This window comes from Mycobacterium sp. P2_H7, from assembly GCF_056403275.1.
In genome coordinates this window covers 191,214-216,158 of sequence record NZ_JBFUFU010000002.1, presented here as the reverse complement: position 1 = coordinate 216,158, position 24,945 = coordinate 191,214, and the positions used below count along the sequence as shown (strand labels likewise).

The 24,945-nt window shown below is 68.9% G+C and carries 22 protein-coding genes; 17 read left to right on the top strand and 5 right to left on the bottom strand.

Annotated elements, in window-relative coordinates; all coding sequences use genetic code 11:
* Positions 1 to 13: 13 nt before the first annotated feature.
* The gene (locus AC1DY7_RS02825) at positions 14 to 1,219 is read right to left on the bottom strand and encodes a serine hydrolase domain-containing protein (protein ID WP_477492135.1); all 1,206 of its coding nucleotides are present in this window, start codon (positions 1,217 to 1,219) and stop codon (positions 14 to 16) included.
* A 163-nt stretch (positions 1,220 to 1,382) separates the two neighbouring features.
* Between AC1DY7_RS02825 and AC1DY7_RS02820 the strand changes: the two genes are divergently transcribed.
* The 9 genes from AC1DY7_RS02820 to pyrF all read left to right on the top strand — a co-directional run bounded on the left by AC1DY7_RS02820 (position 1,383) and on the right by pyrF (position 11,640).
* Complete coding sequence (locus AC1DY7_RS02820; protein WP_477492134.1) at positions 1,383 to 1,610, top strand: hypothetical protein; 228 nt, start codon at positions 1,383 to 1,385, stop codon at positions 1,608 to 1,610.
* Between the two features lie 54 nt (positions 1,611 to 1,664).
* The gene (locus tag AC1DY7_RS02815; protein ID WP_477492222.1) at positions 1,665 to 2,948 is read left to right on the top strand and encodes an MFS transporter; all 1,284 of its coding nucleotides are present in this window, start codon (positions 1,665 to 1,667) and stop codon (positions 2,946 to 2,948) included.
* A 68-nt stretch (positions 2,949 to 3,016) separates the two neighbouring features.
* Positions 3,017 to 3,598, top strand: a complete 582-nt coding sequence (gene pyrR / locus AC1DY7_RS02810) for a bifunctional pyr operon transcriptional regulator/uracil phosphoribosyltransferase PyrR (RefSeq protein ID WP_477492133.1) — start codon at positions 3,017 to 3,019, stop codon at positions 3,596 to 3,598.
* Between the two features lie 28 nt (positions 3,599 to 3,626).
* Positions 3,627 to 4,583 (top strand): aspartate carbamoyltransferase catalytic subunit, encoded by a 957-nt coding sequence (locus tag AC1DY7_RS02805; RefSeq protein WP_477492132.1) that lies wholly within the window; start codon positions 3,627 to 3,629, stop codon positions 4,581 to 4,583.
* The gene (locus AC1DY7_RS02800) at positions 4,580 to 5,869 is read left to right on the top strand and encodes a dihydroorotase (protein ID WP_477492131.1); all 1,290 of its coding nucleotides are present in this window, start codon (positions 4,580 to 4,582) and stop codon (positions 5,867 to 5,869) included. Before AC1DY7_RS02805 ends, AC1DY7_RS02800 begins: the two co-directional genes overlap by 4 nt.
* Positions 5,866 to 6,369 carry a PH-like domain-containing protein gene (locus AC1DY7_RS02795; protein ID WP_477492130.1) on the top strand — a complete coding sequence of 168 codons (504 nt, stop codon included), beginning with the start codon at positions 5,866 to 5,868 and terminating at the stop codon, positions 6,367 to 6,369. The genes AC1DY7_RS02800 and AC1DY7_RS02795 overlap by 4 nt, the downstream gene beginning before the upstream one ends.
* Entirely contained in the window at positions 6,366 to 7,493 is a 1,128-nt protein-coding gene (carA, locus tag AC1DY7_RS02790; RefSeq protein WP_477492129.1) for a glutamine-hydrolyzing carbamoyl-phosphate synthase small subunit, read from the top strand. Before AC1DY7_RS02795 ends, carA begins: the two co-directional genes overlap by 4 nt.
* A complete protein-coding gene (gene carB, locus AC1DY7_RS02785; RefSeq protein ID WP_477492128.1) occupies positions 7,493 to 10,834 on the top strand; it encodes a carbamoyl-phosphate synthase large subunit in 3,342 nt (1,113 codons plus the stop codon). The genes carA and carB overlap by 1 nt, the downstream gene beginning before the upstream one ends.
* Positions 10,831 to 11,640 (top strand): orotidine-5'-phosphate decarboxylase, encoded by an 810-nt coding sequence (pyrF, locus tag AC1DY7_RS02780; protein ID WP_477492127.1) that lies wholly within the window; start codon positions 10,831 to 10,833, stop codon positions 11,638 to 11,640. Before carB ends, pyrF begins: the two co-directional genes overlap by 4 nt.
* Here the strand turns inward: pyrF and AC1DY7_RS02775 are convergent.
* Positions 11,628 to 12,671: a DUF2330 domain-containing protein gene (locus AC1DY7_RS02775; RefSeq protein ID WP_477492126.1), complete on the bottom strand. Its 1,044-nt coding sequence runs from the start codon at positions 12,669 to 12,671 to the stop codon at positions 11,628 to 11,630. The genes pyrF and AC1DY7_RS02775 overlap by 13 nt on opposite strands.
* A gap of 399 nt (positions 12,672 to 13,070) precedes the next feature.
* Here AC1DY7_RS02775 and mihF point away from each other — a divergent pair, with 399 nt between their 5' ends.
* From mihF to metK, 5 genes are all read left to right on the top strand, one after another.
* Positions 13,071 to 13,394, top strand: coding sequence for an integration host factor, actinobacterial type (gene mihF / locus AC1DY7_RS02770; RefSeq protein ID WP_036338016.1), 324 nt, complete (start codon positions 13,071 to 13,073; stop codon positions 13,392 to 13,394).
* 15 nt (positions 13,395 to 13,409) lie between these two features.
* The gene (gene gmk / locus AC1DY7_RS02765; protein WP_477492125.1) at positions 13,410 to 13,988 is read left to right on the top strand and encodes a guanylate kinase; all 579 of its coding nucleotides are present in this window, start codon (positions 13,410 to 13,412) and stop codon (positions 13,986 to 13,988) included.
* Between the two features lie 77 nt (positions 13,989 to 14,065).
* Positions 14,066 to 14,359, top strand: coding sequence for a DNA-directed RNA polymerase subunit omega (gene rpoZ, locus AC1DY7_RS02760; RefSeq protein WP_477492124.1), 294 nt, complete (start codon positions 14,066 to 14,068; stop codon positions 14,357 to 14,359).
* Between the two features lie 12 nt (positions 14,360 to 14,371).
* Entirely contained in the window at positions 14,372 to 15,610 is a 1,239-nt protein-coding gene (gene coaBC, locus AC1DY7_RS02755) for a bifunctional phosphopantothenoylcysteine decarboxylase/phosphopantothenate--cysteine ligase CoaBC (RefSeq protein WP_477492123.1), read from the top strand.
* A 103-nt stretch (positions 15,611 to 15,713) separates the two neighbouring features.
* A complete protein-coding gene (metK, locus tag AC1DY7_RS02750) occupies positions 15,714 to 16,922 on the top strand; it encodes a methionine adenosyltransferase (RefSeq protein WP_477492122.1) in 1,209 nt (402 codons plus the stop codon).
* A gap of 37 nt (positions 16,923 to 16,959) precedes the next feature.
* Here the strand turns inward: metK and AC1DY7_RS02745 are convergent, their stop codons facing one another.
* The 3 genes from AC1DY7_RS02745 to AC1DY7_RS02735 are packed head-to-tail and all read right to left on the bottom strand — an operon-like array spanning position 16,960 to position 20,357.
* Complete coding sequence (locus tag AC1DY7_RS02745) at positions 16,960 to 18,480, bottom strand: flavin-containing monooxygenase (RefSeq protein ID WP_477492121.1); 1,521 nt, start codon at positions 18,478 to 18,480, stop codon at positions 16,960 to 16,962.
* Entirely contained in the window at positions 18,477 to 19,424 is a 948-nt protein-coding gene (locus AC1DY7_RS02740) for an alpha/beta hydrolase (RefSeq protein WP_477492120.1), read from the bottom strand. Before AC1DY7_RS02740 ends, AC1DY7_RS02745 begins: the two co-directional genes overlap by 4 nt.
* A 3-nt stretch (positions 19,425 to 19,427) precedes the next feature.
* Positions 19,428 to 20,357 carry an alpha/beta hydrolase gene (locus tag AC1DY7_RS02735; RefSeq protein WP_477492119.1) on the bottom strand — a complete coding sequence of 310 codons (930 nt, stop codon included), beginning with the start codon at positions 20,355 to 20,357 and terminating at the stop codon, positions 19,428 to 19,430.
* Between AC1DY7_RS02735 and AC1DY7_RS02730 the strand changes: the two genes are divergently transcribed.
* The 3 genes from AC1DY7_RS02730 (at position 20,356) to AC1DY7_RS02720 (ending at position 24,941) form a co-directional block, all read left to right on the top strand.
* Positions 20,356 to 21,054, top strand: coding sequence for a lysoplasmalogenase (locus AC1DY7_RS02730; protein ID WP_477492118.1), 699 nt, complete (start codon positions 20,356 to 20,358; stop codon positions 21,052 to 21,054). The genes AC1DY7_RS02735 and AC1DY7_RS02730 overlap by 2 nt on opposite strands.
* 86 nt (positions 21,055 to 21,140) lie before the next feature.
* The gene (locus tag AC1DY7_RS02725) at positions 21,141 to 23,087 is read left to right on the top strand and encodes a primosomal protein N' (protein ID WP_477492221.1); all 1,947 of its coding nucleotides are present in this window, start codon (positions 21,141 to 21,143) and stop codon (positions 23,085 to 23,087) included.
* 27 nt (positions 23,088 to 23,114) lie between these two features.
* The gene (locus AC1DY7_RS02720) at positions 23,115 to 24,941 is read left to right on the top strand and encodes a DUF2207 domain-containing protein (protein WP_477492117.1); all 1,827 of its coding nucleotides are present in this window, start codon (positions 23,115 to 23,117) and stop codon (positions 24,939 to 24,941) included.
* The last annotated feature ends 4 nt before the right edge of the window (positions 24,942 to 24,945 follow it).

Below are 24,945 nucleotides of genomic sequence, written 5' to 3'. Positions count from 1 at the left end.
CGCTCGCGGGGAACTAGAGCCCGAGTCCCTGATACGTACGCCGGACGAATTTCGGTTGTGCCGACTGCAGTTTCGCCATCGAGGTGTTGCCGCGCACGGCCGCCGCGTCACTGCTCAGGTCGGGGTAGTTCTGGATCAGGTACAGCAGGATGACGTCGTTCGCCGGGTCGGCCTGCCACCACGTGCCGTAGGCGCCCGGCCAGCCGAAGGTGCCCAACCCGCCCGGTCCGAAAAACTGCCGGGACTGATCGGGATCGGTCACCACCGACATGCTCAGGCCGAAGCCACGGCCGATCCAGAACGGGCCACCGAGGAAGTTCTGCTGCTTCTGTTCGTCGGTCAACCGGTCCGTGCGCATCAGCCGTACCGACTCCGGCGACAGCACCCGGACACCATCGACTGCGCCGTCGCGCAGCAGCATGCGGGCGAACTGCAGGTAGTCGTCGGCCGTCGACATCAACCCGGCTCCGCCGGCACAGAATTCCGGCGGGGCCAGTGGGGGCTGGCCCATCACGTCGTCGCGCAATTGGTCGTTCGCACCGATCGCGTACATCGTCGCCATCCGGCGTCGCTGCACCATGCTGACCGCAAAACCGGTGTCCCGCATGCCCAACGGTTCGAAGATCCGTTCGGCGAGCACCTGGTGCAGCGGTTTGCCCGCGATCCGCGCCACCGCGATACCGAGCACATCGGTGCCGTGACTGTAGGTGACCCGTTCTCCCGGCTGGTGCGCCAGCGGCAGCTGCGCCAGCTCGGCGAGCCAACGGTCCTCGTTCTGCCGGTGGGACAACCGGGCATAGGACCGGGCCAGCGGGCCGGCCACCGAGAACGGGTACGCCAGCCCGGACCGATGGGTCATCAGGTCGTCGAACGTGATCGGCCTGCGCAGCGGCACCGTGACGTCCACCGGTCCCTGCGGTCGCGCCAGCACCCGCACGTCGGCCAGCTCCGGTACCCAGTGGGCGATCTCGTCCCGCAGGGTGAACAGGCCTTCGTCGAGCAGGGTCATCGCCGCGGCCACCGTCACCGGCTTGCTCATCGACGCGATCCGGAACACGGTGTCGCGTTGCATCGGCAATCCGGCGGCCAGGTCGCGGTGACCCAGCTCGTTGACCTGGACCACCTGGCCGGCATGCCACATCAGGGTGACCGCCCCGGCCAGCAGCCCGGCATCGATGGCCTCGGTGATGGAGGCGCGATTCGTGTCGAGGCTACTCATCCGCGCCACGATACTGACCGGGTCACGGGCAAAACCGGAGGAGGTCGCCCGCGGACAGCTCATCGCGCCGCTGGACGAGGATTCCGGCTGGTGGTGACACCGAGCCGAAGTCGAGTACCCGGCTACTCGACCGCGGCTGGCGAATCCGATCCACAGTGTGGGGGTGAACGTTTATCTGTCCCCCCAGGAGCGTGCCCTCCGCGCGCTGCCGGGCCCGTACTCACTCGGTCTACGACTGCGGGAGGCGGGTGTGGAGCCGGAGGTGATCTGCGATTACCTCGATGTCGAGATGGAACACCTGGGCGCCTTCTTCCGGCTGGCCGAAGCCAAACTCGCCGCGGCCGAGCGCCGCATCGCCACCCTGCGGGTGCGCGACCCCGATCGTCGCTAGGCTCGCGCGCATAATTCCCCGGTGACGACTGCACGCCAGGAGGCGGCCGCACCGATGAAGAGAGTGGCCTTCGCCAGCTTCGTCGGTACCGCCATCGAGTTCTACGACTTCTACATCTACGGCACCGCCGCCGCGCTGGTGTTCCCGAAGATCTTCTTCCCCAACCTGAGCCCGACGATGGGCACCATCTCGTCGCTGGCCACCTTCGCCGCGGCGTTCCTGTCCCGTCCGGTGGGCGCGGCGGTGTTCGGACATTTCGGGGATCGATTGGGCCGCAAGAAGACTCTGATCGCCACCCTGCTGATCATGGGGACGGCCACCTTCGCCGTCGGGCTGGTGCCCAGTGCGGCCTCCATCGGCGTGCTGGCACCGATCATCTTGCTCGTGCTGCGGTTGTGCCAGGGCTTCGCCGTCGGTGGTGAATGGGCCGGGTCGGCACTGCTGTCCGCGGAATACGCACCCGCCGCGAAACGGGGTAAGTACGGCATGTTCACCCAACTCGGCGCGGGCGCCGGGCTGGCGGTGAGCAACCTGGTGTTCCTGATCGCCAACGTCACCATCGGCGAGAAGAGCCCGGTGTTCCTGGACTGGGGTTGGCGGGTGCCGTTCCTGTTCAGTGCCGTGCTCGTCGTCGTCGCCCTCTACGTGCGGCTGAGCATCGACGAGACGCCGGTTTTCACCGAGGAGACGCAGCGCAACGGCGCGTTGCGGGCACCGCTGACCGAGCTGCTGCGCACCCAGACCGCCCAGGTGTTGCTGGCCGCGGGCTGCATGGTCGGCATCTTCACCATGAGTTTCCTGGGCGGGACATACCTGCTGAGCTACGCCGCCACCACGATCGGGCATCCACGCAGCCTCATCCTGATGGTCGGGGTGCTCGCCGGCGTCGCGCTGATGACGTTCACCGCGATCTCCGCCGTGCTGTGCGACCGGTACGGCAGGCGCCGGATCATCCTCGCCGGATTTCTCATCGCGCTGCCGTGGGCCTTCCTGGTGTTGCCGATGATCGACACCGGCTCGCCATGGTTGTTCGCGCTGGCGATCGGCGGCATGTTCTGCATCTTCGGTACGTCCTACGGACCCATCGCCTCGTTCCTGCCGGAGATCTTCGCCACCCGCTACCGCTACACCGGCGCCGGCCTGGCCTTCAATCTGGCAGGGATCGTCGGCGGCGCGGTGCCGCCGCTGATCGCCGGAGTGCTGGTCAGCGACTTCGGCAGTTGGTCGGTGGGTGCGCTGATGGCCGCCTTCGTGGTGGTCAGCATCGCCTCGACGTTGCTGCTGCCCGAGACGAAGGGCACGGCGCTCGCGGACGAGGGGACCGACGTCGCCTGCTAAGCTCTCCGGCAGTTCGACGTCCTTTAACGATCCGTCCCGAGAGGCGGAGAAGGAGGTCCAGGTTCACTGTGGGCAATCCTGATGCCACACACGCCGACCGGGAATTGATGTCCGCCGCTGATGTGAGCCGGACCATATCCCGCATCGCGCACCAGATCATCGAGAAGACCGCGCTCGACGCGGCGGACGCCCCGCGCGTCATCCTGCTCGGAATCCCCACCCGCGGCGTCATCCTGGCGCGCCGGATTGCCGAGAAGGTCGACGAGTTCGCCGGCGTCGGGTTGGCACACGGTGCGCTGGACATCACGCTCTACCGCGACGATCTCAACACCAAGCCACCGCGGCCGCTGGAGGTCACCTCCATCCCGGCCGGCGGCATCGACGGTGCCCTGGTGATCCTCGTCGACGACGTGCTGTATTCCGGGCGGTCGGTGCGCTCGGCGCTGGACGCGCTGCGCGATATCGGCAGGCCCCGCGCGGTCCAACTGGCGGTGCTGGTCGACCGCGGTCATCGGGAACTCCCGGTGCGCGCCGACTACGTGGGCAAGAACGTCCCCACCTCACGCAGTGAAAACGTCAAGGTGCGCCTGCAGGAGACCGATGGCTACGACGGAGTGAAGATCGCCCCGCACGGAGGACCTGCCCGATGAGCGCTTGCGCGAAGAGGAAACAGCACGGATGAAACACCTTCTAGCTGCCGCCGACCTGTCCCGGGACCAGGCCACCGCCATCCTCGACGACGCCGACCGCTTCCGGGAGGCCCTGCTGGGCCGCGAGGTCAAGAAGCTCCCGACGCTGCGCGGCCGAACCGTCATCACCATGTTCTACGAGAACTCCACCCGCACCCGGGTCTCCTTCGAGGTGGCCGGAAAGTGGATGAGCGCCGACGTGATCAACGTCAGCGCGTCGGGTTCCTCGGTCTCCAAGGGTGAGTCGCTGCGCGACACCGCGCTGACCCTGCGGGCCGCGGGCGCCGACGCGCTGATCATCCGGCATCCGGCTTCGGGTGCGGCGCAACAACTCTCGAAGTGGACATTGGAAGCCGACGGCGGCGGCCCCTCGGTGATCAATGCCGGCGACGGTACCCACCAGCATCCCACCCAGGCCCTGCTGGATGCCCTGACCATCCGGCAGCGGCTCGGCAGCATCGAAGGCAAACGCGTCGTGATCGTGGGCGACGTCCTGCACAGCCGGGTGGCCCGCTCCAACGTCGAACTGCTGGCCACCCTCGGCGCCGAGGTGGTGTTGGTGGCCCCGCCCACACTGCTGCCGGTAGGGGTGTCGGGCTGGCCGGTCAGCGTGTCCCATGAGCTGGACGCCGAACTGCCCGCCGCCGACGCCGTGCTGATGCTGCGCGTACAGGCTGAGCGGATGAACGGCGGCTTCTTCCCGTCCGCCCGTGAATATTCGGTGCGCTACGGGTTGTCGGAGAAGCGGCTGGCGAAGCTGAGCGACGACGTCGTGGTGCTGCATCCGGGCCCGATGCTGCGCGGCATGGAGATCGCGCACTCGGTGGCCGATGCCCCGCAATCGGCCGTGCTGCAACAGGTTTCCAATGGTGTGCATGTGCGGATGGCGGTGTTGTTCCACCTGTTGGTGGGCGCTGAATCCGAAAAGGCGGGGGTGATTTCGTGAGTGTGCTGATCAAGGGCGTCCGGCTCTACGGTGAAGGCGAGCCGGTCGACGTGCTGGTTGCCGACGGGCAGATCGCCCAGATCGGGGCCGGCCTGTCGGCGGACGGGGCGGAGATCGTGGAGGCGGCCGGGCAGGTCCTGCTGCCTGGCTTCGTCGACCTGCACACCCACCTGCGCGAGCCGGGCCGCGAATACGCCGAGGACATCGAAACCGGTTCGGCCGCAGCGGCTTTGGGTGGGTACACCGCGGTGTTCGCGATGGCGAACACCGACCCGGTCGCCGACAGTGCGGTGGTCACCGACCACGTGTGGCACCGTGGGCAGCAGGTCGGCCTGGTCGACGTGCACCCCGTCGGCGCGGTCACCGTCGGCCTGGAGGGCAAGCAACTCACCGAGATGGGCCTGATGGCCGCCGGCGTGGGGCAGGTCCGGATGTTCTCCGATGACGGCATCTGCGTGCACGACCCCCTGGTGATGCGCCGAGCACTCGAATACGCCAGCGGACTGGGCGTGCTGATCGCCCAGCACGCCGAAGAACCGCGGTTGACGGTCGGCGCGGTGGCGCACGAGGGCCCGAACGCGGCGAAGCTGGGGCTGGCGGGCTGGCCGCGCTCGGCCGAGGAGTCGATCGTCGCCCGGGATGCGATCCTGGCCCGCGACGCCGGCGCCCGGGTACACATCTGCCACGCCTCCACCGCGGGCACCGTCGAACTCCTCAAATGGGCTAAGGCACAAGGTATCTCGATCACGGCTGAGGTGACCCCGCATCACCTGCTGTTGGATGACGGCCGCCTGGAGACGTATGACGGCCGCAACCGGGTGAACCCGCCGTTGCGTGAGGCCAGTGACGTGCTGGCGCTGCGCCAAGCCCTGGCCGACGGTGTCATCGACTGTGTGGCCACCGATCACGCGCCCCATGCCGAACACGAGAAGTGCTGCGAATTCTCCAACGCCCGGCCCGGCATGCTGGGTCTGCAGACCGCGCTGTCGGTCGTCGTGCAGACGCTGGTCGAGCCCGGCCTGCTGAACTGGCGGGACGTGGCCCGGGTGATGAGTGAGGCGCCGGCGGGCATCGTGGGCCTGCCCGATCAGGGCCGGCCGCTGGAGGTCGGGGAACCCGCGAACCTGACCGTCGTCGACCCCGGGGCCACCTGGACGGTCAGTGGACCGGCGCTGGCCAGCCGCTCGGACAACACCCCGTACGAGGCGATGACGCTGCCGGCCACGGTGACCCTGACCATGCTGCGCGGCAAGATCACGGCGCGGGACGGGGTGTCGCCTTCATGAATACCCCTACCTTGATCGCCTCGCTGATCATGGCCGCGTTGCTCGCGGTGCTGATCGGTTTCCTGATCCGGCAGATGCTGCGCGGCTGGGTGCACCGCGCGCAGCGCCAGGCCGAGAAGATCGGGACGCTGCCGCCGCTGCCGGACACCGTGGGTCCCGCGCTGATCGGGCCCACCAAGGGCCTCTACGTCGGCAGCACCCTGGCACCGCACTGGAACGACCGCATCGCCGCGGGCATGCTGGGCTTCCGCGCCAAGGGCGCGCTGACCCGCTACCCCGAGGGAATCATGGTGCAGCGCAGTGGCACCGGGCCCATCTGGATCCCCGACGAGTCGATCGTGGCGATCCGCACCGAACGCGCGATGACGGGCAAGGCGCTCACTCACGACGGCATCCTGGCGATCCGCTGGACGTTGCCGTCGGGAACCGAGATCGATACCGGCTTCCGGGCCGACGACCGTAACGAGAACACCACATGGGTCAAGGAGGAGACAGCGTGACGTCCAGCGAGAAAGCGCTTCTGGTGCTGGAGGACGGCCGGGTCTTCACCGGTGCACCGTTCGGTGCCATCGGGCAGACGCTCGGCGAGGCGGTGTTCTCCACCGGCATGTCGGGCTATCAGGAGACCCTGACGGACCCGAGCTATCACCGGCAGATCGTGGTGGCGACCGCGCCGCAGATCGGCAACACGGGCTGGAACGGTGAGGACGCCGAAAGTCAGGGCGACAAGATCTGGGTCGCCGGCTATGTGGTGCGCGACCCCTCGCCGCGTGCCTCGAACTGGCGCGCCACCGGCACCCTGGACGACGAGCTGGTGCGCCAGGGCATCGTCGGGATCGCCGGGATCGACACCCGCGCGGTGGTGCGGCACCTGCGCACCGCCGGTTCGATGAAGGCCGGCGTGTTCAGCGGCGAGGCGCTCGCCGATACCGACACCCTGGTGGACCGGGTACGCAGCCAGCCCTCCATGCTGGGCGCGGACCTGGCCGGCGAGGTGTCCACCGATGCCCGCTACACCGTGGAACCCGTTGGCGGGCACCGGTTCACCGTCGCCGCCATCGACCTGGGCATCAAGACCAACACGCCACGTAACTTCGCCCGCCGCGGCGTCCGCAGCCACGTGCTGCCGTCCTCGGCCACGTTCGACGAGATCACCGAACTGCATCCCGACGGGGTGTTCCTGTCCAACGGGCCGGGTGACCCGGCCACCGCCGATCACATCGTCGCCGTCACCCGCGAGGTGCTGGGTGCGGGGATACCCCTGTTCGGCATCTGCTTCGGCAACCAGATCCTGGGCCGGGCGCTGGGCCGGTCCACCTACAAGATGACCTTCGGCCACCGCGGCATCAACATCCCGGTGCTCGACCACGCCACCGGCCGGGTCGCGGTGACCGCGCAGAACCACGGGTTCGCGTTGGAGGGAGAAGCGGGCGAGGAGTTCGACACGCCCTTCGGCCGCGGCATCGTCAGCCATACCTGCGCCAACGACGGCGTCGTCGAGGGCATCAAACTCGTTGACGGCCGGGCCTTCTCGGTGCAGTACCACCCTGAGGCAGCCGCGGGACCGCACGACGCGGAATACCTGTTCGACGAGTTCATCGACCTGATCGCGGGGGAGAAGTAATGCCACGCCGTTCCGACCTCAACCACATCCTGGTGATCGGGTCCGGCCCGATCGTCATCGGCCAGGCCTGTGAGTTCGACTATTCCGGAACCCAGGCCTGCCGCGTGCTGCGCGCCGAGGGCCTGCAGGTCAGCCTGATCAACTCCAACCCGGCCACCATCATGACCGACCCGGAGTACGCCGATCACACCTACGTCGAGCCCATCACCGCGGCCTTCGTGGAAAAGATCTTCGCCCAGCAGGCCGAGCGCGGCAACAAGATCGACGCCGTACTGGCCACCTTGGGTGGGCAGACCGCGCTGAACACCGCCGTCGCGCTGTACAACGAAGGCATCCTGGAGCGCTACGGCGTCGAGATGATCGGCGCCGACTTCGACGCCATCCAGCGCGGCGAAGACCGGCAGAAGTTCAAGGACATCGTCGCCAAAGTCGGTGGCGAGTCGGCGAAATCGCGGGTCTGCTTCACCATGGACGAGGTCCGAGAGACCGTCGCCGACCTCGGCCTGCCCGTCGTCGTGCGGCCGTCGTTCACCATGGGCGGGCTGGGCTCGGGCATGGCGTATTCGGCCGAGGACGTCGAGCGGATGGCGGGTGACGGCCTGGCCGCCTCGCCGAGCGCGAACGTGCTCATCGAGGAGTCCATTTACGGCTGGAAGGAATTCGAGCTCGAGCTGATGCGCGACCACCACGACAACGTGGTGGTGGTCTGCTCGATCGAGAACTTCGATCCGATGGGCGTGCACACCGGCGACTCGGTGACCGTCGCCCCGGCGATGACCCTGACCGACCGTGAGTACCAGATCATGCGCGACCTGGGCATCGCGATCCTGCGCGAGGTCGGTGTCGACACCGGTGGCTGCAACATCCAGTTCGCGATCAACCCGAACGACGGCCGGCTCATCGTCATCGAGATGAACCCGCGCGTCTCCCGGTCCAGCGCACTGGCTTCCAAGGCAACCGGCTTCCCGATCGCCAAGATCGCGGCCAAGCTGGCCATCGGGTACACCTTGGACGAGATCGTCAACGACATCACCAAGGAAACCCCGGCCTGTTTCGAGCCGACCCTGGACTACGTCGTGGTCAAGGCGCCGCGGTTCGCCTTCGAGAAGTTCCCGGGTGCCGACCCGACGCTGACCACCACCATGAAGTCGGTGGGCGAGGCGATGTCACTGGGCCGCAACTTCATCGAGGCGCTCGGCAAGGTGATGCGGTCGCTGGAGACCAAGCGCGCCGGCTTCTGGACCAAACCGGACCGCGACGCCACCCTGGAGCAGTTGCTGACCGATCTGCGCACCGCGACCGACGGCCGGATCTACGACATCGAACAGGCCCTGCGCCTCGGCGGCAGTGTCGAGCAGGTCGCCGAGGCCTCCGGGGTGGACCCGTGGTTCGTCGACCAGATCGCCACCCTGGTGGCGCTGCGCGCCGAACTGGTCGCCGCGCCCGTGCTGGACGAGACGCTGCTGCGCCGCGCGAAGCACAGCGGCCTGTCCGACGGCCAGATCGCCGCGCTGCGTACCGAACTGGCCGGCGAGACCGGGGTCAGGGCGCTGCGTGAGCGCCTGGGCATCCACCCGGTGTACAAAACCGTCGACACCTGCGCCGCCGAGTTCGAGGCACGCACGCCCTATCACTACAGCAGTTACGAACTCGACCCCGCGGCCGAGACCGAGGTCGCCCCGCAGACCGAGAAGCCGAAGGTGCTGATCCTGGGCTCCGGGCCCAACCGGATCGGCCAGGGCATCGAATTCGACTACAGCTGCGTGCACGCCGCGACCACACTGACCGCGGCGGGCTTCGAGACCGTCATGATCAACTGCAACCCCGAGACCGTCTCGACCGACTACGACACCGCCGATCGGCTGTACTTCGAACCGCTGACCTTCGAGGACGTGCTCGAGGTGTACTACGCCGAACAGGCTTCGGGCGCAGGCGGTCCCGGCGTCGTCGGGGTGATCGTGCAGCTGGGCGGGCAGACCCCACTGGGGCTGGCCGACCGGCTGGAGAAGGCGGGCGTGCCGATCGTGGGCACCAGCCCCAAGGCCATCGACCTGGCCGAGGATCGCGGTGAGTTCGGCGAGGTCCTCACCAGGGCCGGGCTGCCCGCGCCGCGCTTCGGCACCGCCACCAGTTTCGATCAGGCACGCCGGATCGCCGCGGACATCGGCTACCCGGTGCTGGTCCGGCCGTCCTATGTGCTCGGCGGCCGCGGCATGGAGATCGTGTACGACGAGGAGACCCTGCAGGGTTACATCGAGCGCGCCACCGAACTGTCCCCCGAGCACCCGGTGCTGGTGGACCGGTTCCTGGAGGACGCCATCGAGATCGACGTCGACGCCCTGTGCGACGGCGCCGAGGTGTACATCGGTGGGGTGATGGAGCACATCGAGGAGGCCGGCATCCACTCCGGTGACTCGGCGTGCGCCCTGCCGCCGGTGACGCTGGGCCGCCAGGACATCGAGTCCGTGCGCCGCGCCACCGAGGCCATCGCGCACGGCATCGGCGTGGTCGGACTGCTCAACGTTCAGTACGCGCTCAAGGACGATGTGCTCTACGTGCTGGAGGCCAACCCGCGAGCGAGCCGCACGGTGCCGTTCGTCTCCAAGGCCACCGCGATCCCGTTGGCCAAGGCGTGCGCGCGGATCATGCTCGGCGCCACCATCGCCCAGCTGCGTGAGGAGGGGGTGCTGGCCGCCACCGGTGACGGCGCGACGGTGTCCCCGCACGCGCCGATCGCGGTGAAGGAAGCGGTGCTCCCGTTCCACCGGTTCCGCAAGGCCGATGGTTCGCAGGTGGATTCGCTGCTCGGTCCGGAGATGAAGTCCACCGGTGAGGTGATGGGCATCGACCGGGACTTCGGCACGGCGTTCGCCAAGAGCCAGACCGCCGCCTACGGGTCGCTGCCCTCCTCGGGCACCGTGTTCGTCTCGGTGGCCAACCGGGACAAGCGGTCCCTGGTGTTCCCGGTGAAGCGGCTGGCCGACCTCGGATTCCGGGTGCTGGCCACCGAGGGCACCGCGGAGATGCTGCGCCGCAACGGGATTCCGTGTGAGGTGGTGCGCAAGAATTTCGAGGAACCCGGCGAGGGGCGCCCCGAGGTGTCCGCGGTGGATGCCATTCGCGCCGGCCAGGTGAGCATGGTGATCAACACGCCGTTCGGCAACACCGGTCCACGGATCGACGGTTATGAGATCCGGGCGGCCGCGGTGTCGGTGAACATCCCGTGCGTGACGACGGTGCAGGGCGCCTCGGCCGCGGTGCAGGGCATCGAGGCCGGCATCCGGGGCGATATCGGGGTGCGGTCGCTGCAGGAGTTGCACAGCCAGCTGGCCGAGAAGTGACGCCGTTCGGGTCGCGACTGGCCGACGCGGTGGCCGCACGCGGCCCGCTGTGCCCCGGCATCGACCCGCATGCCGAGCTGCTCACCGCGTGGGGGCTGCCGGTGAACGTCAGCGGTCTGCGCGCCTTCAGCGAGATCTGTGTCGAGGCGTTCGCGGGTTTCGCGATCGTCAAACCGCAGGTGGCGTTCTTCGAAGCCTATGGTGCAGCGGGGTTTTCGGTGCTGGAGGAGACCATCGCCGGGTTGCGCGCCGCGGGGGTACTGGTGCTGGCCGACGCCAAACGCGGCGACATCGGCTCCACCATGGCCGCTTACGCACAGGCCTGGGCCGGCGACTCGCCGCTGGCGGCGGACGCGGTGACGGCCTCGCCGTATCTCGGGTTCGAGTCGTTGCGCCCACTACTGGACACCGCTGCCGCCAACGGCAGGGGAGTGTTCGTGCTGGCGGCCACCTCCAACCCCGAGGGGGCGAGCGTGCAGCGCGCCACGGTCGGTGACCGCACCGTCGCCCAGTCCATCGTCGACGCCGCAGGAGCCGAGAACCGCGCGACCGCAACCGGATCGGTCGGCGTGGTCGTCGGCGCGACGCTGACCGAGCTTCCCGATTTGGGTGCGCTCGACGGTCCGGTACTGGCGCCCGGGCTGGGCGCCCAGGGCGGCCGCCCCGAGGATCTGGCCAGGCTCGGCACCAGGGTGCTGCCCGCCGTGTCGCGCGAGGTGCTGCGCGCGGGCCCCGATGTGGCCGCGGTGCGGGCTGCGGCCGAACGCCTCCGCGATGCCGTGGACCACCTGCGCTACTTGGCCTGACGCCGCCGCACCGCGAACACCACCGCGGCTGCGCCGCCTACGAAGATCACACCGAGCAATGCGACACCGGTGATGTCACCGCGGTTGCGCGTGCGCAGGATCACCTGGTGGTGGTCGGTGTCGGATTCGGCACGGATGAAGACGTAGTCGGCGTCGATGTCGGCGGGCGTGCCCAGATGGTTGGTCCACCGGGTCAGGTAGTGCCCTCCGCCCGAGTGCGGCGCCAAGACGGGTGCGTCGACCCGCCCGGCGAACTGCAGCGACGGCGCGTTGCCGCTGACCGGAAGCCGGCTGGGGTCCATCCGGTGTTCGGCGAGCACGTAGAGGTCCACGTTCTGGGGTGCGGTGGCCGACCGGGACAGCCGCATCGGGTAGATCGCCTCGTCGGACGCGAAGGACAGCCGCAGCGGCTGCAGGGTCCCCGACAGCGCTGCCGCCGGATCGTCCGCGGCCAGCTGGATCGCGACGATCTCCCAGCCGTCGGCCACATAGGGCGCGAGGTTGGCGTCGAGGCCTGCGGGGTGCGGGAACCCCTTGCCTGCCAGCCACTCGGCCAGCGCGGCCGGGTCGTCGCCACGCAGACGCGTCACGTCGAACGGGCCGATGCGCTGGGTGGACAGCACGTTCACCCCGGCCCCGGGTCGGGCGCCCGCGGTGTCCAGCGTCGCCGACGTGCCCTGGCGCAGCCAGTCGAAGGTCGGCCACCAGCTGTCGCGGTACTCGATACGTGGGGCGGTGAGGCGGGCCAGCTCGGCGAAGACCGCCATGTCGCCCAGATCGACCTTCGCGGCCGACGGCACGGGCATCACCCACGCGGCCCGTTCGGAGCTGCCCGTCACGCCGAACGACATCAGGATGTCCTCCCGCGAGCCGTCCCAGGAGATCAGGGCGCGCTCGTCGACGACCGCGGCTCCGCCCCCATCCGGGATGTACGCGCCGCAACCGCAGGCCCACGCGGGAGCCGCCGCGTTCACCACCAGCGCGGCCAGCAGCAGCATGGCGGCCCATACCGCCCGGTAACCCCCAGACATCGGAATGAACGTACCGGTCGCCCCCGCAGGAGGGCGCTGGACAAGTCCGACACGCCGACACGCCGTGACCAGCAAGAATTTCTTATCTGACCGCCATAAACGCGGGATGGGCGACGGCGGTGCTCCGGCCCGGTGAACACGTGATGGCGCCCCCGTAACGCGAAAAGCCCTGGATATGCAGGTAGACGACGTGCAGGGGCGGTGTTGCGCCGGTTGCCGGATGCAGGGGCGGCGAAGGCGCGCAAGATCCCGCGCGCGCCCTACACGCTGGCCTTTTGGCCCCATAAGCCGGGGGTGGGGTTAGCTTTCGTCAGGATGCGTGGGTACGGTCGTCGTCGCTGGCTGGTTACGTGATCCAGCCGTGATGAAACAACAGATGGCAAGAGACGGAGGAACCCCGTGGCCCTTCCCCAGTTGACCGACGAACAGCGCGCGGCAGCGTTGGAGAAGGCTGCTGCCGCACGTCGAGCGCGAGCCGAGCTCAAAGATCGGCTGAAGCGTGGCGGCACCAACCTCAAGCAGGTATTGAAGGACGCCGAGACCGATGAGGTCTTGGGCAAGATGAAGGTCTCCGCACTTCTGGAGGCTCTGCCCAAGGTCGGCAAGGTCAAGGCCCAGGAGATCATGACCGAACTGGAGATCGCTCCGACCCGCCGCCTGCGCGGCCTCGGTGATCGCCAGCGCAAGGCCCTCCTGGAGAAGTTCGACTTCACCGCCGACTAAAAGCACCACCCACAAGTGAAGACTGGTGATGGGCCGGACAAGGCTGCTGTTGTAGTGCTGTCCGGCCCGTCCGCCGTCGGGAAGTCCACTGTCGTGCGCTGTCTGCGCGACCGGATTCCCGATCTGCATTTCAGCGTGTCCGCCACGACACGTGCGCCGCGGCCCGGTGAGGTCGACGGCGTCGACTATCGCTTTGTCTCCGCGAGCGAATTCCAGCGCCTGATCGATGCGGGCGAACTGCTCGAATGGGCCGACATACACGGCGGACTGCACCGCTCCGGAACGCCCGCGGGCCCGATCCGCGAGGCGACCGAGGCCGGCGTGCCGGTCCTCATCGAGGTCGATCTGGCCGGTGCCAGGGCCGTCAAAACCGCGATGCCCGAGGTGATCTCCGTGTTCCTCGCGCCACCCAGCTGGGAGGCGCTGGAGGAACGGCTCATCGGCCGGGGCACCGAAACCGCCGAGGTACAAGCCAGACGTTTGGCCACGGCGCGAGCGGAACTGGCCGCCCAGCCGGACTTCGATGTGGTGGTCGTCAACAGTCAATTGGAGTCGGCGTGCGCGGAATTGGTATCCTTGCTGGTGGTCCGCTAGCCGGTTCGATCCGACAGTTGCCTCAACAGCATCAACTGCATCTTCTTTAACACTTAAAACACTCCGGGAGAACCTTCGTGAGCACGCCTGTCGAGAACCTCGACGCCGCCAACGCCTATGACACGCCGCTGGGCATCACCAACCCGCCCATCGACGAATTGCTCGATCGCGCGTCCAGCAAGTACGCGCTGGTCATCTACGCCGCCAAGCGTGCCCGTCAGATCAATGACTACTACAACCAGCTCGGCGACGGCATCCTTGAGTACGTCGGCCCGCTGGTCGAGCCGGGGCTGCAGGAGAAGCCGCTGTCCATCGCGATGCGCGAGATCCACGGCGATCTGCTGGAGCACACCGAGGGTGGCGAGGGCTAGGCCCCCGCGCTGATGGCCGACCGTAAGCGCATCGTCGTCGGCGTCGCCGGCGGTATCGCCGCCTACAAGGCGTGCACGGTCGTCCGCCAGCTCACCGAGGCAGGACACTCCGTCCGGGTCGTCCCGACCGAGTCGGCCCTCAAATTCGTCGGTGCCGCCACGTTCGAGGCGCTGTCCGGCAACCCGGTGCACACCGGTGTCTTCCAGAACGTCGACGAGGTGCCGCACGTCCGGATCGGCCAAGAGGCCGATCTGGTGGTGGTGGCTCCCGCCACGGCCGACCTGCTGGCGCGCGCCGTCGCCGGCCGCGCCGACGACCTGCTGACCGCGACGCTGCTCACTGCGCGCTGTCCGGTGCTCTTCGCCCCGGCCATGCACACCGAGATGTGGTACCACCCGGCCACCGTCGACAATGTCGCCACGCTGCGCCGCCGCGGATCCATCGTGCTGGAACCGGCCTCCGGGCGGCTCACCGGCGCCGACACCGGACCGGGACGACTGCCCGAGGCCGAGGAAATCACCACCCTGGCGGGTTTGCTCCTGGAGCGCACCGACGCCCTGCCCTACGACCTGGCGGGCGTGAAGGTCCTGGTGACCGCGGGCGGGACGCGCGAAGCGCTGGATCCGGTCCGATTCATCGGCAACCGCAGTTCCGGGAAACAGGGCTACGCCATGGCACGGGTGCTCGCCCAGCGCGGCGCCGATGTCACCCTCATCGCCGGGAACACCGCGGGCCTGATCGACCCGGCGGGTGTGCACGTCGTGCACATCGGCTCGGCCGCGCAGCTGCGCGACGCGGTGTCCAAACACGCTCCCGACGCTGCGGTGCTGGTGATGGCCGCGGCGGTCGCCGATTTCCGGCCGACCCAGGTGGCCACCGCCAAGATCAAGAAGGGCGGCGCAGGCGAGCCCAGCTCGATCGACCTGGTGCGCAACGACGATGTGCTCGCCGGAACGGTACGGGCACGCGCCGAAGGACAGCTGCCCAACATGAAGGTCATCGTGGGATTCGCGGCCGAGACCGGCGACGCGAACGGCGACGTGCTCTTCCATGCCCGCGCCAAGCTGAAGCGCAAGGGCTGCGATCTGCTGGTGGTCAACGCCGTCGGCGACGGTAAGGCCTTCGAAGTCGACGACAACACCGGGTGGTTGCTGGCCGCCGACGGCGCGGAGTCGGCTCTGCCGCACGGGTCGAAGACTTTGATGGCCAGCCGTATCGTGGACGCGATCGGGGCCGTCCTGACGTCGTGACCCATCACGCTGCGGGTAAGGGTTGCGTGAACCAGGTAGCGCGGGGTTGGCTGCCTATGAGCTTGTCTATGATTCGACCACCTAACTACTTGGAGGATGCACTGTGAGCGCAGGTCGGCTGTTTACCAGTGAGTCGGTCACCGAAGGCCACCCCGACAAGATCTGTGACGCCATCAGCGATTCGATCCTCGATACGCTGCTGGCCGCCGATCCCAAGTCGCGTGTCGCGGTCGAGACGGCCGTCACCACCGGCCAGGTGCACGTCATCGGTGAGGTGACGACCTCGGCCAAGGAGGCGTTCGCCGACATCAACGACACCGTGCGTAAGCGGATCCTGGAGATCGGCTACGACTCCTCGGACAAGGGCTTCGACGGCGAGACGGCCGGCGTCAACATCGGCATCGGCCGCCAGTCACCCGATATCGCGCAGGGCGTCGACACCGCGCACGAGACCCGTGTCGAGGGCGGCGCGGATCCGCTGGACCTGCAGGGCGCCGGCGACCAGGGCCTGATGTTCGGGTACGCCATCAGGGACACCCCCGAGCTCATGCCGCTGCCGATCGCGCTGGCGCACCGGCTGGCCCGCCGCCTCACCGAGGTCCGCAAGAACGGCAAGCTGGATTACCTGCGCCCGGACGGCAAGACCCAGGTCACCGTCCAGTACGACGGCACCACCCCGATCCGGCTGGACACCGTCGTGCTCTCCACTCAGCACGCCGCCGGCATCGACCTCGACGGCCAGCTGTCCCCGGACATCCGCGATCACGTCGTCAAGACCGTGCTCGAGGACCTCAACCACGAGACGCTGGACACCTCCGACTTCCGGCTGCTGGTCAACCCGACCGGCAAGTTCGTGCTCGGCGGCCCCATGGGCGACGCCGGCCTGACCGGCCGCAAGATCATCGTCGACACCTACGGCGGCTGGGCCCGCCACGGCGGCGGTGCCTTCTCCGGCAAGGACCCGTCGAAGGTGGACCGCTCGGCTGCCTACGCCATGCGCTGGGTCGCCAAGAACGTCGTCGCCGCCGGCCTGGCCGAGCGTGTCGAGGTCCAGGTCGCCTACGCCATCGGCAAGGCGGCCCCGGTCGGCCTGTTCGTCGAGACGTTCGGATCCGAGACCGTCGACCCGGCCCGCATCGAGAAGGCCATCACCGCGGTGTTCGACCTGCGGCCCGGTGCCATCGTCCGCGACCTGGACCTGCTGCGCCCCATCTACGCACCGACTGCCGCGTACGGCCACTTCGGCCGCACCGACATCGAGTTGCCGTGGGAGCAGCTGAACAAGGTCGACGAGCTCAAGGCATCGGTGTAACCCACTTCGTACCGCGAACAGGCAGAGTCCCGCTTTCTCACCCGAGAAAGCGGGGCTCTCTGTCTGCCGGCGAACCGTTGGAGCGTGACGAGAACAGGTAATCCTCGAGCGGGAAGCGGCGGCTGCGCCAGTACGCCTCGGGCGTACTGGCCGGCCGCAGCGGCACATCGCCGTTGCTGTCGAAGTAGTAACTGTTGGCCGCGGCACAACTGTCCTGCCAGAAGATCTGGCGATGCCGCTTGCGCATCATCTCCGCGAAGTACCGGTCGTTGGCGTCGCGGCGCACCTCGATGCGGGTCGCGCCGTCGCGCTGGGCCCGGCTCAGGCAGCGCACGATGTGGTGGGTCTGGGTTTCGATGAGTGCGAAGAACGACGAGCCGACGTAGCCGTAGGGCCCGCAGACGTTGAAGAAGTTCGGGAAGCCGGGCACGCTGACCCCCTCGTAGGCCTGCATGCGGTGTGCCGACCAGAACTCGGCCAGCGACTGCCCGCCGGATCCGATCAGGGCGAAGGTGCCCGCGTCGACGTCCATCACCTTGAAACCCGTTGCCAGCACCAGGATGTCGACCTCGTGGGTGACGCCGTCGGTGGTCGTGACCCCCGCGGGTGTCACGCCGGCGATGGGGTCGGTCACCAGAGACACGTTGTCGCGGTTGAAGGTGGACAGGTAGCTGTTGTGGAACGCGGGCCGTTTGCAGCCGACCGCGTAGCGCGGGGTCAGCTTGTCCCGCAGGACCGGGTCGCGGACCTCACGGCGCAGGTAGTTGCGGCCCAGCACCTCGGCGCCCTTGGCCAGCGGGAAGACGCCGTGGTACTGCGCCGACAGCGGGAAGGTCACCTCGACGTAGCTCTGGCTGAGCGCTCGTTGCACCGCTTTGCCGCCGGGCAGTCGCATCGCCCACCGGGCCGCGGCGGGCAGCGGCACGTCGAACTTGGGAAAGCACCAGATGGGGGTGCGCTGGAACACCGTGAGCTGCTTGACAATCGGGGCGATCTCGGGGATCAGTTGCACGGCCGAGGCGCCGGTGCCGATGACGGCGACCCGTTTACCGGTCAGGTCGGCGTCATGGTCCCAGCGCGCGGTGTGCAGTGTGGTGCCCGCGAATGTCTCGATGCCGTCGATGTCGGGCAGCTTGGGGACGTTGAGCACCCCGGCGGCATTGATCAGATGGCGCGCGGTGATGGTGCCGGTGTCGGTGCTGACCCGCCAGAGGTTCGCGGCGTCGTCGAACACCGCACCGGTGACCTCTGTGCGGTACCGGATCTTGCGGTCGATCCCATACTTGGCGACGCAGTGGTCGGCGTAAGCCTTCAGTTCGTGGCCCGGCGCGTAGGTGCGTGACCACTCCGGACTCTGCTCGAAGGAGAACTGGTAGGAGAACGACGGGATGTCCACTGCGATACCGGGATAGGTGTTCCAGTACCAGGTTCCCCCCGCTTCGGAGGCGGCCTCGACGATCAGATAGTCCGGCAGTCCGGCCTCGTCGAGCTTGATCGCAGCACCGATGCCGGAGAACCCGGCACCGACGATCAGGGTGTGGAACTGCGGCTCGGTCATCGATGCAGCGCTGCCCGCAGCGCGGCCAGTCCGCGTTCGGTGGCCTCGGTCGCCGCCGGTGAGGCCAGCGCCAGGCTCACATAGCCGTGGACCATCGACGGTTCGTTGCTGTATTGCACGGATACTCCTGCGGCGGTGAGCAATTCGGCGTACTTCCCGCCGTCGTCACGCAGCGGGTCATGGCCGGCGGTGCCGATGAATGCCGGTGGCAGACCGGCCAGTGAGGCGGCATTGGCCGGAGCCACGTCGGTGGGCAGCGCGCCAGGATTGTCGAGATCGAATCCGGGTAGGTACCAATTCATGAACGCGTCGCTGACCGCCTGGTTGAGGATGTAGGCGTCGGCGTTCTCATGGAACGACGGGGCATTGCGGTCACCGACGGCGACCGGATACCAGAGCAGCTGGAACACCAGCGGCGGACCGCCTGCGTCGCGGGCCCGCAACGCCATCACCGCGGACAGGTTGCCGCCTGCCGAGTCGCCGGCCACCGCGATGCGGGCCGGGTCGCCACCGAGTTCGGTGGCATGCCCACCCACCCAGCGCAACGCCGTCCAGGCGTCCTCGACGCCGGCGGGGAAGGGATGCTCGGGTGCCAGCCGGTAGTCCACCGACACCACGATGGCCTCGGCGCCGACCGCGTGGGCGCGGGCCACATGATCGTGGGTGTCCAGGTCGCCGATCGCCCAGCCGCCGCCGTGGTAGTAGACGACGACGGGCAGGCCGTCGTGCTTGTCGACCGGAGGCCAGTAGATCCGCACCGGGACGTCGCCCGCCGTGTGTTCCTCGATGCGCAGCTGCGGCAGCATCTCGGCGGGCGGACGAACCTTGCGGAGGCGTTCGCGGGCCACCCCTACGCCGTCTTCCTGGGTGAATTCCATGGGGACGGCATCCAGCAACGCTTTGAGATTGGGATCGACGGGCCGGATCTCTGGGGAGGCGGTCATGATTCAGGCTAACGCGGCCCGCAGCGCGGCCAACCCACGGTCGACGGCCTCGGTCGCGGCCGGGACCACCCCGTAATAACCGAGGTAGCCGTGCACCAGGGTGTCGGCTTTGTGCACCTCGGCGGGCACGCCCGCGGCCGTCAGCAGCTCGCCGAACCGGACGCCGTCGTCCCGCAGCGGGTCGTAGCCCGCGACCGCGATGTAGGCCGGCGCGACCTTCTCCAGCGACTCGGCGCGGGCCGGCACCAGGGTGGCCGGCGGGTTTCGCAGGTCCGCGTCCCCGGCGTACAGCAGTGAGAAGCTGCTGACGTCGCCGCGACCGAGGACGGGGGCGTCGGCGTTCTCACGGAACGACGGCAGCGAGGTGTCCCATGTGGTCGCGGGGTACCACAGCAGCTGCAACCGCAGGGGCAGTCCGGCATCGCGGGCCAGCAGCGCCACCACGGCCGCCAGATTTCCACCAGCCGAATCACCGGCCACCGCAAGGCGTTCCGGATCGGCACCGAGCTCGCTGGCATGGGCGGCCACCCACTGTGTCACCGCCCAGACGTCGTCGACAGCGGCTGGGTACACGTGCTCGGGAGCCAGCCGGTAGTCCACCGACACCACCACCGCGCCCGCCCCGACGGCGTGTTCGCGGGCGGTGCCGTCGTAGCTGTCCAGATCGCCGACGACCCAGCCGCCGCCGTGGAAGAAGAGAAGTACCGGCGGGGTTGGGTCGTCGGTTTGCGGCCAGTAGATCCGGACCGGAACGCCCTCGATGGTGCGATCCTCGACACGCAGGTCCTGGTGCACCGGGCGGCGCGGCAGGGCATTGAACCGTTCCCGGGCCGCCTCGGGGCCGCCGTCCATCGTCAATTGGAACGGCACCGCGTCCAGTACCTTTTGCAGGATGGCGTCCAGGGCGGGTCTGTCGGTACCGGATTCAGGCATGGGATCACCGTACGCAGCGCGCCCCACCGGGCTGCTGTGGGTGCTGGCCCTGGTCGCCGGCGCCGGCTACGGCATCTTCCTCGTCACGGTGGCCCTGCGGGTGCCCGCAGGTGCCGAGTTGACGGGGCAGTTCGGGCTGCAACCCGCCGTGAAGGCGAGTGCGGCCGTGCTGTTGGCCGCCGCGGCGCTCTGGCACCCCGTCACCCGTGAACGGCGCTGGCTGATCCCGGCGCTGATCTTCTCCGCCGCCGGGGATTTCCTGCTGGCGATGCCGTGGTGGCAGCCGTCTTTCGTGTTGGGGCTGGCCGCCTTCCTGCTTGCCCATCTGTGTTTTCTGACCGCGCTGTACCCGCTGGCGCAACGCAGTCCCGCGCGTCTGGGTGCCGCCGCTGCGGTGCTGGTCGCCTGCGTGGGGCTGCTGGTGTGGTTCTGGCCGAGTCTGCTGGAGCAGGGCATGGCGGCACCCGTGGTGGTCTACATGGGGGTGCTGGCCGCGATGGTGTGCGCAGCCCTGCTCGCGCGGCTGCCGACGCCGTGGACGGCGATGGGCGCGCTCTGTTTCGCGGTGTCCGACGGGATGATCGGGATCAGCAAGTTCGTGCTCGGTTCAGAGCAACTGGCCGTGCCGATCTGGTGGGCCTACTGCGCGTCGCTGCTGTTGATCACCGCCGGCTTCTTCTTCGGCCGCGAGCGGTGACGGTCGCCCGGGTCGCCGCCGAGCCCAAATCCCGGGTCGCTGCGCTCCTGCCCGCCGAGCACGAGCCCATCGCCCGCGTCCTACCGATGCTCTCGGTCCCGCACCTGGACCGCGAGTTCGACTACCTCGTGCCCGCCGACCAATCCGACGACGCCCAGCCCGGGGTGCGGGTACGGGTGCGCTTCCACGGCCGCCTCGTCGACGCATTCGTCCTCGAAAGGCGTTCGGACACCGACCATTCCGGAAAGCTGGGATTTCTCGACCGGGTGGTGTCGCCCGAGCCGGTGCTGACCCCGGAGGTGCGACGGCTGGTCGACGCGGTGGCCGCCCGCTACGCCGGCACCCGGGCCGACGTGTTGCGGCTGGCCGTGCCGCCGCGGCACGCCAGGGCCGAGAAGCAGGCCGACAAGGAACTGCCGCCCCCGACCGAGCACGCGATCGACGAATCGGGCTGGGCCGTCTACGGCCGCGGCGAGCAGTTCCTCGGCGCCGTGCGCGAGGGCCGGGCGGCGCGCGCGGTGTGGCAGGCGTTGCCGGGGGAGCACTGGGCGCAGCGGTTGGCCGAAGCGGCTGCCGTGGCGGTGAACGCCGGGCGAGGCGCCCTGCTGATCGTCCCGGATCAGCGCGATGTGGACGCCGTGCACGTCGCCGCGCTGCAGTACGTGGACGAGTCCCGGGTGGTGGCGTTGTCCGCCGGCCTGGGCCCGTCGCAGCGGTACAAACGCTGGCTGGCCGTGCTGCGCAAACAGGCCCGGCTGGTGATCGGCACCCGCAGTGCGGTGTTCGCACCGGTGGAGGATCTGGGCCTGGTGGCCGTCTGGGACGACGGCGACGACAACCTGGCCGAACCCCGCGCCCCGTATCCGCATGCCCGTGAGGTCGCGATGCTGCGCGCCCACCAGCTGCGTTGCGCTGCGCTGCTCGGCGGTTATGCCAGGACGGCCGAGGCGCAGGCGCTGGTCCGCACTCGCTGGGCCCACGATCTGGTGGCCGGGCGCGCGGTGGTGCGTGCGCACGCGCCGCGGGTGGTCGCCCTCGACGACAGCGGCTTCGACCAGGAGCGCGACCCCGCAGCCCGCACCGCACGGGTGCCCTCGATGGCCCTGCGTGCGGCCCGCACCGCGCTGGCGGCCGGGCATCCGGTGCTGGTCCAGGTACCCCGGCGCGGCTATATCCCGGCGCTGGCCTGCGCCCGCTGCCGCACCGTGGCCCGCTGCCGGCACTGCACCGGTCCGATGTCGCTGCCCGACCGCGACGCCCACGGCGCGGTGTGCCGGTGGTGCGCCCGCACCGACCTGTCCTTGCGCTGCGTCAGTTGCGGATCCGACGCGGTCCGGGCCGTCGTCGTCGGGGCCCGCCGCACCGCCGAGGAACTGGGCCGCGCCCTGCCCGATGCGGTCGTCATCACCTCCGGCGGCGACTCCGTGCTGTCGGAGGTGGGTGAGGGGCCGGCGGTCGTCGTCGCCACGCCCGGCGCGGAACCCGTCGCTCCCGGGGGATACGGCGCGGCCCTGCTGCTCGACGGCTGGGCCCTGCTCGGTCGCCAGGATCTACGGGCGTCGGAGGACACGCTGCGGCGGTGGATGGCCGCTTCGGCGCTGGTGCGCAGTCGCGCCGACGGCGGCATGGTGGCCGTCATCGCCGAGTCGGTGATCCCCACCGTGCAGTCGCTGATCCGCTGGGATGCGGTGGGCCACGCCGATATCGAGCTGGACGCGCGCGCCGAGGTAGGTCTGCCGCCCGCGGTGCACCTCGCGGTGCTCGACGGCACCCCTGAGGCCGTCGCCGCGATGCTGGACGTCACCTCGTTGCCCGCGGGCGCCGAGCCTCTGGGGCCGGTGGACCTGCCGCCCGGGGCCCGTCGCCCCCCGGGGGTTTCGCCGGACAGCCCCATCAGCCGGATGCTGGTCCGGGTGCCCCGGGACACGGGTCTGGAACTCGCCGCGGCACTGCGCAAGGCCGTCAACACGATGTCGGCGCGTCACGATCAACAGCCGGTGCGTGTGCAAATGGACCCGTTGCACATAGGGTAGGGCTCAGCCAACGCACAGGAGGTGGGTATGGGACGGCTGTTCCGCTGGTCGATCCTGTTGGTACTCATCATGTTTGGCTTCCTCTGGCCGCTGGTTTTCAGCATCTCGTCGGGCTCGGGTTCCCCGGTCGACGACCCGGTGGAGATCGCCCAGTACACCGCCACCTACACCGTCGACGCCGACGGCCGCCTCGACGCGGTCGAAACGATCAACGGCGAGTTCCCCAGCGGCAGGCACGGCATCTTCCGGTACTGGGACGTGGCGAATCGCAACAGCCCGCGGGTGCGCCAGGTCCCGCAGATCGATTCGATCCTGATGGACGGTGAGCCGGCCCCCTACCAGATGCTGTGGGAGGACGGTGAACGGTTCCGGGTCGCCAAGATCGGTTCGCCCGACGTCACGCTGGACTGGGGACGGCATGTCTTCGAGATCCGCTATCACATCGACGGGGTGCTGGACTCGGGGAAAGTGGGTGCCGACAAGCAATTCGCGTCGACCACCGGCCGTGTGCTCGCCGAGACCGCCTTCTACTGGAACGTGATCGCGCCCTCCTGGAACAACATCATCCATCGGGCCGAGATCACCGTGACCCTGCCGGAGAACGTCGTCGGCGCACAGTGTTCGGTGGGATTCGGCGCCGGACGGGACTGTGCCGACCTGACGGTGCGCGGTCATACGGTGACGCTGAGGGCGACGGGCCTGCAGCCACGCACCCCGGTCACCCTGCGCGCCGGTGTCGACATGCCCACCCCGGCGCGTGCCGAACTGCTGTGGCCCTACACCTTCGACCGGATCCTGGGGCAGTCGACGACCCGGGTGGTGGTGCTGCTCGGGTTGTCGGTGCTCGCCGGAGTGGGCGCCGCGCTGGCTTACCGAAGCACCGTTGAGCCGGCGCCGGGATTCCCGGTGCAGTACGCGCCGCCGCCGGGACTGGGCCCGGTGCAGTGCGAATACATCCGCACCGAGGCCGTCCCGAAGGACGGTCTGACCGCGACGTTGTTCTATCTGGCCGAACGCAAACTCATCGATCTGCGCCAGTTCAACGACAAGCAGTGGAACGTCACGGGCATCGCCAAGCCCGGCGCCTGGGCCGACGTGGACCGGATCAGCGTGGCGGTCGGTTCGGCGCTGAAGGTGATCGGGCAGGGCACCGAATTCGAGGCGAAGAAGACGGCCTCCTCGGGAAAGAAGCTCAGCAAGGCCAAGACCGATATGACCGAGGCCGTGCAGCAGTGGGCGCTCAAAGACGGCCTGCTGGTGAAGCGCCGCAAGGAACTCTGGGTGCGGACGGCCAACGCGGTCGCGGCGATCCTGATGGTGTGCGGATTCTTCCGGTGGGGCTTCCCGATCACGCTGTGGGCGTTGCCGTTCGTGGTGTTCTTCCTGCTGTCGGTGCGCGCCTGGGCCGACGGAGTCGGCACCCGGCGCAGCGAGGCGGGCAGACAATTGTGGTCCCAAGCCGGTGGATTCCACCGTCTGTTGTCCACCGACTCGGCCGAGACCCGTTTCGACTTCGCCGCACGTAAAGACCTCTACACCGCCTACGTCCCGTTCGCGGTGGCCGCGGGCACCGCCGCACTGTGGGCGCAGAAGTATCAGGCGACGACGGGAGCCGTTGCCCCGCAACCGGGTTGGTATCACTCGTCGTCCAGCGACTACAGCGGCTCGACCTACTTCTCCGGTGGGTCCTCAGGTCCGAGTTTCGATAGTTTCGAATCGGCGTTGTCCTCGTCGATCGGTGCGTACACCGCATCGCAGTCGTCGTCCTCCTCCGGTGGCAGCAGCAGTAGCAGCAGCTCCGGTGGTGGCGGAGGCGGCGGTGGCGGCGGTGGTGGTGGGGGAGGCTCGTGGTGAGGAA

Coding starts and splice junctions, on each gene's coding strand:
- AC1DY7_RS02720 (WP_477492117.1), top strand. CDS start 23,115: ATGGGACGGCTGTTCCGCTGGTCGATCCTGTTGGTACTCATCATGTTT.
- AC1DY7_RS02725 (WP_477492221.1), top strand. CDS start 21,141: ATGCTCTCGGTCCCGCACCTGGACCGCGAGTTCGACTACCTCGTGCCC.
- AC1DY7_RS02805 (WP_477492132.1), top strand. CDS start 3,627: ATGAAACACCTTCTAGCTGCCGCCGACCTGTCCCGGGACCAGGCCACC.
- AC1DY7_RS02745 (WP_477492121.1), bottom strand. CDS start 18,480: ATGACCGAGCCGCAGTTCCACACCCTGATCGTCGGTGCCGGGTTCTCC.
- AC1DY7_RS02795 (WP_477492130.1), top strand. CDS start 5,866: ATGAATACCCCTACCTTGATCGCCTCGCTGATCATGGCCGCGTTGCTC.
- AC1DY7_RS02815 (WP_477492222.1), top strand. CDS start 1,665: ATGAAGAGAGTGGCCTTCGCCAGCTTCGTCGGTACCGCCATCGAGTTC.
- AC1DY7_RS02825 (WP_477492135.1), bottom strand. CDS start 1,219: ATGAGTAGCCTCGACACGAATCGCGCCTCCATCACCGAGGCCATCGAT.
- AC1DY7_RS02740 (WP_477492120.1), bottom strand. CDS start 19,424: ATGACCGCCTCCCCAGAGATCCGGCCCGTCGATCCCAATCTCAAAGCG.
- carB (WP_477492128.1), top strand. CDS start 7,493: ATGCCACGCCGTTCCGACCTCAACCACATCCTGGTGATCGGGTCCGGC.
- AC1DY7_RS02735 (WP_477492119.1), bottom strand. CDS start 20,357: ATGCCTGAATCCGGTACCGACAGACCCGCCCTGGACGCCATCCTGCAA.
- coaBC (WP_477492123.1), top strand. CDS start 14,372: ATGGCCGACCGTAAGCGCATCGTCGTCGGCGTCGCCGGCGGTATCGCC.
- AC1DY7_RS02775 (WP_477492126.1), bottom strand. CDS start 12,671: ATGTCTGGGGGTTACCGGGCGGTATGGGCCGCCATGCTGCTGCTGGCC.
- AC1DY7_RS02730 (WP_477492118.1), top strand. CDS start 20,356: ATGGGATCACCGTACGCAGCGCGCCCCACCGGGCTGCTGTGGGTGCTG.